5 protein-coding genes are annotated in these 5,004 nt (G+C 64.3%); 2 read left to right on the top strand and 3 right to left on the bottom strand.

The window, feature by feature from the left end; all coding sequences use genetic code 11:
* Positions 1-6: 6 nt before the first annotated feature.
* Both UUA_RS19550 and UUA_RS18200 read right to left on the bottom strand, forming a co-directional pair.
* Positions 7-396: a hypothetical protein gene (locus UUA_RS19550; RefSeq protein ID WP_153022795.1), complete on the bottom strand. Its 390-nt coding sequence runs from the start codon at positions 394-396 to the stop codon at positions 7-9.
* A 264-nt stretch (positions 397-660) separates the two neighbouring features.
* Positions 661-1,044 (bottom strand): winged helix-turn-helix transcriptional regulator, encoded by a 384-nt coding sequence (locus UUA_RS18200; RefSeq protein ID WP_008439658.1) that lies wholly within the window; start codon positions 1,042-1,044, stop codon positions 661-663.
* A 155-nt stretch (positions 1,045-1,199) separates the two neighbouring features.
* On the opposite strand from UUA_RS18200, the gene gstA reads away from it, so the two are divergent.
* Complete coding sequence (gene gstA, locus UUA_RS18205; RefSeq protein WP_008439659.1) at positions 1,200-1,820, top strand: glutathione transferase GstA; 621 nt, start codon at positions 1,200-1,202, stop codon at positions 1,818-1,820.
* Between the two features lie 132 nt (positions 1,821-1,952).
* Here the strand turns inward: gstA and purB are convergent, their stop codons facing one another.
* On the bottom strand, positions 1,953-3,320 hold the full coding sequence (gene purB, locus UUA_RS18210; protein WP_008439661.1) for an adenylosuccinate lyase: 1,368 nt from the start codon (positions 3,318-3,320) through the stop codon (positions 1,953-1,955).
* A 255-nt stretch (positions 3,321-3,575) separates the two neighbouring features.
* Here purB and UUA_RS18215 point away from each other — a divergent pair, with 255 nt between their 5' ends.
* A complete protein-coding gene (locus UUA_RS18215; RefSeq protein ID WP_008439662.1) occupies positions 3,576-4,955 on the top strand; it encodes a class II fumarate hydratase in 1,380 nt (459 codons plus the stop codon).
* Positions 4,956-5,004: the final 49 nt, after the last annotated feature.

Here is a 5,004-nt window from a genome sequence, read left to right on the forward strand (position 1 = left end):
ACTTGTTCAGAGTTTCCCTAAGTCCGTTGGTGCATCTGCGTCACGCTTCGCAACATACATTTGTATGGACTGTGCGCCTTGGCGCATGAGTTTTTCGATGTTTGGGGTACTCGCTGCAATGGATCCAACCCGCTGCACAAACGCTTCCGCGCCGCACGATGGAACGAGGTCATTTGAACGGAGGATAGCGCCATAGGCGCCGACAAACTGTCCCCAATTCAACTCCTCGACGCCACGAAGCATGTCCACCATGCCAAGGATGAATACCTGAACTCCAGCCTTTACAGAAGGATCGGAGAATTTTTCGCGAACCAGAGGCAGGCAAGTGGTTAGGTAGAGGTCAATGATTTGAGCGTGTTCGGGTACTGAAGCCTCGGAATCAGCCTGCGAGCTCATGATGATGTACTCCTCCCTGTGATTGCCAAGTTACGGTTCTATCGAGTTTGCGCATAACTCGAAGTAGGTTTTAGATTGCAGTGTAATCTCGCAGCCTAATCGGTGCTGTCGGTGCAACTGATGTGCTGCAAGCCTGCAAACATCAACGACTTGAATTCCCCGGTGACAGCCTGACTCTGCAATCTAATCCCGCCACATTCAACTGCGCCGGAAGAGATCGTGGCATCGTTCCACGAGCTTGCCCCGGTGGCAAGCAAGCGCGCCTTACCCCACCACACGCGCCTTCTTCCCCACCGAAGCCCGCGAATCCCACTCCGCAATCAGCTTCTGTCCCACCCGCGCCAGCGCACTGATCGCCGGCAACAATTCGCGGCCCAGTTCGGTGAGCGCGTATTCGGCGGAGGGTGGCGAGGTGTCGAGCAGGCGGCGGCTGACCAGGCCGCGCGATTCCAGTTCGCGCAGGCGGGCGCTGAGCACGCGGGCGGAGATGCGCGGGATGTCGTGGCGCAGTTCGCCGAAGCGGCGCGGTTCGGCGCTGAGGAACCAGATCACGTTCGGCGCCCAGGCGCCGCGCAGCAGCGCCAGGCTTTCGGTGAGCGGGCAGGCGGGCGGTGGTATGACTTTGCTCTTGCGGACGGGGAGGCCCATGCGGATGGCTCGGTAACCGGGGAGTTACCGCATTCTAGGATTAACCGACGGTTAGGTGGTATCCAATGGTAACCATGACGTCGTAGCATGTGAGGGATGGATGCGCGGCTTCGACCGGCGCGTCCGTTTCCCCGTACCCCACCAGGAGTCATCGCATGAAGCTCTATTACTCCCCCGGCGCTTGTTCGCTTTCCCCGCATATCGTGGCGCTCGAGGCCGGCATTCCGCTCACGCTGGAGAAGGTCGACGGCAAGGCCAAGCGCACCGAGCACGGCGCGGATTTCTGGCAGATCAACCCCAAGGGCTACGTGCCGGTGCTGGAGCTGGACAACGGCGAACTGCTGACCGAAGGCCCGGCGATCGTGCAGTACCTGGCCGACCAGAAACCGACCAGCGGCCTCGCGCCCGCCAACGGCACGCCGGCGCGCTACCGGCTGCAGGAAATGCTGGGCTACATCAACTCGGAGATCCACAAGGCCTACAGCCCGCTGTTCAATCCGAACACGCCGGAAGCCACCCGTGTCGAGCGCAAGGAGTACCTGACGCGGCGTTATCAGTTCATCGAAGGCGTGCTGGCGAAGCAGCCGTTCCTGCTGGGCGACAAGTTCACCGCGGCCGACGCCTACCTGTTCACGGTGACCAACTGGGCCAAGCACGTGGATCTGGACCTGTCGGCGTTCCCGTCGCTGCTGGCCTTCCAGAAGCGCGTGGGCGAGCGCCCCGCAGTGCGCGCGGCGTTGGAGGCGGAGGGGCTGACGAAGAAAGCCCTCGCCTGAGACGCATCGGGCCGCGCGCGTTGAAGCGCGGCCCGTCATGGCTGGTCGTTCCTGCGCGGGCGGGAACCTGGTGTCTCTGTTTTTGCTGGCCCAAGGCACTGGACCCCAGCTTGCGCTGGGGTGACGGCTGGATCAGATCTCCCGCGCCAGCCCCTCGGCCAAGCCGATGTAGCCGCCCGGCGTGAGATCGAGCAGCCGCTGCTTCGCCTCGGCGGGGAGTTCCAGCTTACCGATGAATTCGCGCATCGACTCCTTGGTGATGCCCTGGCCGCGGGTCAACGCCTTGAGCTGCTCGTAGGGCTGGGGCAGGCCGTAGCGGCGCATCACCGTCTGCACGGCTTCGGCCAGCACTTCCCAGCTGGCGTCGAGGTCGGCGGCGAGGCGCTCGGCGTTGACGTTGAGCTTGCCCAGGCCTTTCTGCAGCGACTCCAGCGCCACCAGGGTGTGGCCGAACGCGGTGCCCAGCGCGCGCAGCACGGTGGAGTCGGTGAGGTCGCGCTGCCAGCGGCTGATCGGCAGCTTTTCGGCGAAGTGGCCAAGCAGCGCGTTGGCGAGGCCGAAGTTGCCTTCGGCGTTCTCGAAGTCGATCGGGTTGACCTTGTGCGGCATGGTGGACGAGCCCACTTCGCCGGCCTTCAGCGTCTGCTTGAAGTAGCCCAGCGAGATGTAGCCCCACACGTCGCGCGCCAGGTCGATCAGGATGGTGTTGGCGCGGCGTACCGCGTCGCAGTACTCGGCCACGCCGTCGTGCGGCTCGATCTGCGTGGTGTAGGGGTTGTAGTCCAGGCCCAGGCTTTCCACGAAGCGCTGCGAGAACGCGCGCCAGTCGATTTCCGGGTAGGTGATGACGTGGGCGTTGTAGTTGCCCACCGCGCCGTTGATCTTGCCGGGGATCTCCAGCGTGGCAAGTTGTTTGCGCTGGCGCTCCAGCCGCGCCACCACGTTCGCCAGTTCCTTGCCCAGCGTGCTCGGTGAGGCGGTCTGGCCGTGGGTGCGCGAAAGCATCGGCAGCGCGGCGTTCGCGTGCGCCATCTCGCGCAGCTTGGCGATGATGCGGTCGAAGGCCGGCAGCAGCACTTGCTCGCGCGCGTCGCGCAGCATCAGCGCGTAGGACAGGTTGTTGATGTCCTCGCTGGTGCAGGCGAAGTGCACGAACTCCTTCGCCTGGGCCAGCGATGGATCGTTGCCGATGCGTTCCTTGATGAAGTACTCCACCGCCTTGACGTCGTGGTTGGTGGTGGCCTCGATCGCCTTGATCCGCGCGCCTTCCTCGATCGCGAAGCTATCGGCGATGGTGTGCAGCTGCTTGACCTGGGTGGGTGTGAACGGCGGCAGCTCGGCGATGCCCGGCTCGGCGGCCAGCGCCAGCAGCCACTCGATCTCCACGTGCACGCGGCGGTGCATCAGGCCGAACTCGCTGAAGATCGGGCGCAGCGGCTCGACCTTGCCGGCGTAGCGGCCGTCCAGCGGCGACAGGGCGGTGAGGGCGTGGTTGGACATCGGGGCGTTCCGGCACGGGAAACCGCCATTTTACATTGACGGCGGCGCGATGCCCGCCGGCCTATAGTGGAGGCAGCGAATCGCGACTTTTCTGCTGGTCATTCCTGCGAAAGCAGGGCTTTCAACAGACGAAGGTCTGGTCATCCAGCGCCTTCGGCCGGCTTCGAGTCACTGGCTCCAGCTTTCGCTGGAGCGACGGAGGTTTTCGAGACATCCGGGTCAACCAGCTTTCCCCATTTTCCGAAGGAACAGACCATGAGCAACTTCCGCATCGAACACGACAGCATGGGTGAGCTGAAGGTGCCCGCCGACGCGCTGTACGGCGCGCAGACGCAGCGCGCGATCGACAACTTCCCGATCTCCGGCCTGCACCTGCCGCGCCCGTTCATCCGCGCATTGGGCCTGATCAAGGCCGCCGCGGCCGAAGTCAACCTGGCGATGGGCCACCTAAAGAAGAACCAGGCGGCGGCGATCCGCAAGGCTGCCCTGGCGGTGGCCGATGGCCAGCATGATGCGCAGTTTCCGATTGACATCTTCCAGACCGGTTCGGGCACCAGCACCAACATGAACGCGAACGAGGTGATCGCGCACCTCGCGGTGCAAGGCGGTGCGAAGGTGCACCCCAACGACCACGTCAACTACGGACAGAGTTCGAACGACGTGATCCCCACCGCGATCCACGTCAGCGCCACGCTCACCACCAGCGAGCAGCTGCTGCCGGCGTTGAAGTACCTGAAGAAAGCCATCGACAGGCGCGCGCGTGAATTGCGCAACACGCCGAAGACCGGTCGCACCCACCTGATGGACGCGATGCCGATCACCTTCGGCCAGGAATTGTCGGGTTGGTCGGCGCAGGTCGCCGCGTCGATAGAACGCATCGAGGATGCGCTGAAGCGCATGCGCCGGCTGCCGCAGGGCGGCACCGCGGTAGGCACCGGCATCAACGCCGATCCGAAGTTCGGCCCGGCGATGGCGGCGCAGCTGAGGAAGCTGACCAGCGTGCGCTTCGAGTCGGCGCCGAACTACTTCGAGGGCATGGCCGCGCAGGACGCCGCGGTGGAGCTGTCCGGCGCGCTGAAGACGCTGGCGGTGGCGCTGATGAAGATCGCCAACGACCTGCGCTGGATGAATTCAGGTCCCTTGGCCGGCCTGGGTGAGATCGAGCTGCCCGCGCTGCAGCCGGGTTCGTCGATCATGCCGGGCAAGGTCAACCCGGTAATTCCCGAGGCCACCGCGATGGTCGCCGCGCAGGTGATCGGCAACGATGCTTCCATCACCATCGCCGGCCAGTCCGGCAACTTCCAGCTCAACGTGATGCTGCCGCTGATCGCGCACAACCTGCTGCAGTCGATTGGGATCCTGGCCAACGTCAGCATGCTGCTGGCCGACAAATCCATCGCCGGCTTCAAGGTCAACAAGGCGCGGGTGAACCAGGCGCTGGCGATGAACCCGATCCTGGTCACCGCGCTGAACCCGGTGATCGGCTACGAGAAGGGCGCAGCCACCGCCAAGCTGGCGTACAAGCAGCACCGGCCGATCATGGAAGTGGCGCTGGAAACCACCGGGCTGTCGAAGGCCGAGCTGGCCAAGCTGCTCGATCCGATGGCGCTGACCCGCGGCGGCATCCACGGCTGATCTCGAGACTTCCTGCATCGGGATCGACGGTAGGTTGGGGTGAGCGCAG

Source organism: Rhodanobacter thiooxydans LCS2 (assembly GCF_000264375.1).
GTDB classification, from domain to species: Bacteria; Pseudomonadota; Gammaproteobacteria; order Xanthomonadales; family Rhodanobacteraceae; genus Rhodanobacter; species Rhodanobacter thiooxydans.